Source organism: Amycolatopsis orientalis DSM 40040 = KCTC 9412 (genome assembly GCF_000478275.1).
GTDB classification, from domain to species: Bacteria; Actinomycetota; Actinomycetes; order Mycobacteriales; family Pseudonocardiaceae; genus Amycolatopsis; species Amycolatopsis orientalis.
The window spans coordinates 1-3,955 of sequence record NZ_ASJB01000088.1; the positions used below are offsets into that span (position 1 = coordinate 1).

Below are 3,955 nucleotides of genomic sequence, written 5' to 3' on the forward strand. Positions count from 1 at the left end.
CCCCGGTTCTCCCGATCTGGGCCTTTTCCTATATCTACACCCCATGCATTTAGTCCTCTCGATACATGGCCGGGCCGAGCTCCACCCCGCATTTAGTCGACTAAACGCATGAGGGTGTGGTGCTGGCTGGTGCATTTAGAGGACTAAATGCGGGGGTGCGGGGGTGGGGTGGGTGGTGAGGGGCTGAGGCTAGGGGGTTAGGGCGGGGAGGGTTTCGCTGAGGGGGCCGCGGGCGACGGCGGCGGCGAGAGAGTCGTAGGGTGTTTCGGAGCCGTTGCAGATCACCACCGCGGCGCCAGTCCGCGAAGCGACACTCACCAGTGAGGCGGCCGGCTGCACGCTCAGCGAAGATCCGGCTACCAGCAGGAGGTCGCTCTCGGAGACGGCGGCGCGCGCGGCTCGGAGCAGGTTTTGGTCCAGGTGCTGGCCGAACGAGATCGTGGCGGACTTCAGGATGCCGCCGCACACCAGACAGGGCGGATCGGTCTCGCCCGCCCGGACACGCTCGAGCGTCGAGCGCATGTCCCGCTGGTCGTCACAGGACAGACAGATGGACTCGAACATCGTCCCGTGCAGCTCCAGCACCCGCTCCGGCGAGGAGCCCGCCTTCTGGTGCAGCCGGTCGATGTTCTGCGTGACGATATGCGTCAGCTTTCCGGACGCCTCCAGGCGTACGAGGGCGCGGTGCGCGGCGTTCGGCTCGGCGTGCCAGCCCGGATGCACCAGCCTCGCCTGCCAGGTCCGCTCACGGACCTCTCTGCTGCCCTGATACGCCTGAAGGTTCGACATCTTCTCCGCGGCCGGATCGCGGGTCCACAGCCCTTGCGGGCCGCGGAAGTCGGGGATCCCGGAGTCCGTGGAGACCCCGGCACCGGTGAGTGCGACGACCCGGCCGGCGCCGGCCACGAGTGAGCAGGCCCTGCTCAGTTCGGCATCGGGGTCGGTGGTGGTCACCGGCCCATCATGCCCCTACTTGACGGCGCTGCCCGCCTGCCAGTCCGCCCACGACTTCGACCAGTCGCCGTAGAGGTCCCAGACCGGCAGCTGCGGGCCACCGGAGTTGGTCACCTCGACGACGTCCCCGAGGCCCATGTTCTGGTAGAACCACTGGGCGTTGGCGGCGTTGAGGTTGATGCAGCCGTGCGAGACGTTCGAGCTGCCCTGCGCGCCGACGCTGTTCGGGTTCTCGTGGACGAACTCGCCGTCGTTGGAGATCCGCAGCGACCACTTCTCGTTGGACTTGTAGTACCCCGGCTGGCCCTGGCAGACGCCGTAGGTGCACGAGTCCATCGTGTAATTCTCGTGTTTGTCCGAAATGACGTGCGCGCCCAAATGTGTCGGCGTGGCGTCCTTGCCCATGGAAATGGGCATCGATTTGGCGAGCTGGCCGTTGTGGAAGATCTGCATCTGCTCGGTGTTGCCGTCGGCCTTCGCGACCCAGGAATCGTGCACCTTGTAGGTCTCGGTGCGGTCGGTCGCGCCGTAGACGCCATTGCCGAAATCGACACCATAGATCATGGCCGAGACTTTCAGCGTCGTCCCCGGCTGCCAGTACACCTTGGGGCGGTAATGGACGTTCTTGTCGTCGATCCAGTACCAGGAGCCCTCCTGTTTCGGCGTGGAGTCCACCGACAGCTTCTTCTCCACCTCGGCCTTGTTCTTCACGGGCTGGCCGAAGGTGAACACGATCGGCTGACCGACGCCGACACCGCCGGCGGCGACCGCCGCGGGGGCGGGGATGAGGTTCGGGTTCGCCTGCTGCTTCGGGCTCAGGGTGGAGACCCGGCTCTGCTGCTCGACCGGCTTTCCGTTGGTGCCCTGTGCGTGCGCCACGATCTTGTAGGTGCTGCCGTAGCCGAGCGGTTCGACGGTCTTCCAGCTGAGCCCGTCGCCCGCGAGTTCCCCCTTCACCTGGTTGCCCTTGTCGGCGTTGGTGACGGTGACGTCGGTCAGCTTGCCGTGCTCGGCCTTGACGACCACCGGGGTCGCCGGATTGACGTTCGTACCGCCCGCCGGGTCAATGGTGACCGAAACCGCGCTTTCGTCCGATCCGGCGCTGGTGCCGGAAGAATTCGCGGTGCCGCTTCCGGCGTCGCCCGAGGACGAACAGGCCGAGATCAGCAGTACCGCCGCGAGTATTCCGGCTGTCGAAAGTAATGTCTTCTTGGGAAACATGTGGGTCTCTCTTGAATGTATTCAGTCGCGCTCGATCAGCGGAAAGTTCTCTTTCAAAAGTACGCGACGAAGAAGACGTGATCGATGCCGGATGGTTGCTTGTCACGCCACGACAAGACCCGGTGCGCCATAAAGTCCGGGGCCATCGATGCTCAATTCACCCAAATAGGTCGTCGCGGCTTCGTAAGCCTCGGCGGTCAGCGCCGCGGTGTGGCTGAAATCCAGCGGGCTGACCCGCACCGGCTTCGGCCCCGGCACGTAGACCACCGGCACCTCGGCCGCGGCGATCGGTGCCTCCAGCACGGCCTGGTTCCGCATGCTGATCATCGCGGTGAACATCATCACCTCGGCGAAGGTCTGCGGGGTCCCGGGCATCTTGCCGGGGAAGGCGCAGTCGAGGACGACGAGCGACTTCGCGCCCATCGCGAGCGCCTGGCGCATCGGCACGTTGGCGACCAGGCCGCCGTCGTAGAGCATGCGGTCCCCGAACGGCACGGGCGGATAGATGCCCGGGATCGCGCAGCTCGCCAGCAGCGGCGCGAGGACGGGCCCGGACCGGATCAGCAGCGGCTCGGCGGTGTCGACGTCCGTGGCGACGACTCCCAGCGGCAGCGTGAGGTCTTCGAACCGGACGCCCTCGCCGATGTGCTCGTCGACGATCGAGGCGAGGCCGGTGTTCGGGAACAGGTTGGTCTTGCTGTGCCGCAGCGTTCGTACCTGGCTGAGCACCCCGCCGGGAAACGCTTCGTGCCGCGTCATCCGCGACCAGATCCGGTTCAACCGGTCACCCGAATCGTCCCCGAGCGCGAGGACGGCGGCGTTCAGCGAACCGACCGAGGTGCCGACGACGAGGTCGGGGGCGATGCCCGCCTCCGAGAGCGCTTGCAGCATCCCGACCTGCATGGCGCCGAGGCTGCCCCCGCCGCCGAGGACGAAACCGATCGGCTGGGGCAGGTTCAGGGCGGCCATGCCCGGAATCTAGTCGCCCGCGCCGACCTTCGCCGGGGTGGCTTCCTCGGCTGTGACGCCGAGCGCCTTCCTCTTCTTGTAGCGAAGCAGGAAGAACACGGCGACGCCGAGCAGTACCCCGACGATGACCAGACCGCCGGTGTTGAGCACGCCCTCGACCTTCTTCGCGGCTTCACCGAGAGCGGCGCCGATACCGATGTGGATGGCCGACCAGCACGCCGCGCCTGCCGCGGCGGCGGGCAGGAACTTGCGGAAGGGCAGCCCGGAGGTCCCGGACGCCGCCGGGGTCAGCGTGCGGATGACCGGGAGGAACCGCGCGAAGAACACCGCCCACGCGCCCCGGCGTTCGAGTACGCCGGTCGCCTTGTCCCAGGCGTCGAGGCCGTATTTGCGGATCAGCTTCGTCTCGCGCAGGCGCGGACCGAACCGTTTGCCGATCGCGTAGCCGAGCGAGTCACCGAGGGCGGCGCAGACCGTCACGACCGCCCACAGGGTCAGGAAGCGGGAGACCGAGGTCGCCGTCGTGGCCGCGATCAGCAGCCCCGATTCGCCGGGCGCGATGAAGCCGAGCCCGATGGTGCATTCGGCGAACACCAGTCCGCCGGTCGCCGCTACCAGTCCCGGTTCCGGGAGTTCTTGCAGCCAGTTCAGAAGATCCGTTACCAACGCCACCAGGTCACTTTACTGATTCGTGACCTGGTGGGTGGCGATGTCGCGGAGAGGTGACCGGGGTCACCGCGCCAGCAGTGAGCTGGCTTCCTGAGCGGCTGGTCCTTCGGCGGCGAGGTGCGCCAGGTTCTCCGACAGCGCT

4 protein-coding genes are annotated in these 3,955 nt (G+C 66.9%); all 4 read right to left on the reverse strand.

Annotation, left to right across the window (positions count from 1 at the left end):
- Window positions 1–189: 189 nt before the first annotated feature.
- Window positions 190–954 (reverse strand): SIR2 family NAD-dependent protein deacylase, encoded by a 765-nt coding sequence (locus L324_RS36000; RefSeq protein ID WP_051174293.1) that lies wholly within the window; start codon window positions 952–954, stop codon window positions 190–192.
- Between the two features lie 15 nt (window positions 955–969).
- The gene (locus tag L324_RS36005; protein ID WP_037319600.1) at window positions 970–2,175 is read right to left on the reverse strand and encodes a L,D-transpeptidase; all 1,206 of its coding nucleotides are present in this window, start codon (window positions 2,173–2,175) and stop codon (window positions 970–972) included.
- A gap of 102 nt (window positions 2,176–2,277) precedes the next feature.
- Window positions 2,278–3,144 carry a patatin-like phospholipase family protein gene (locus L324_RS36010; protein ID WP_037319602.1) on the reverse strand — a complete coding sequence of 289 codons (867 nt, stop codon included), beginning with the start codon at window positions 3,142–3,144 and terminating at the stop codon, window positions 2,278–2,280.
- Window positions 3,145–3,153: 9 nt separating this feature from the next.
- Window positions 3,154–3,816, reverse strand: a complete 663-nt coding sequence (locus L324_RS36015; RefSeq protein WP_037319604.1) for a DedA family protein — start codon at window positions 3,814–3,816, stop codon at window positions 3,154–3,156.
- Window positions 3,817–3,955 lie beyond the last annotated feature (139 nt).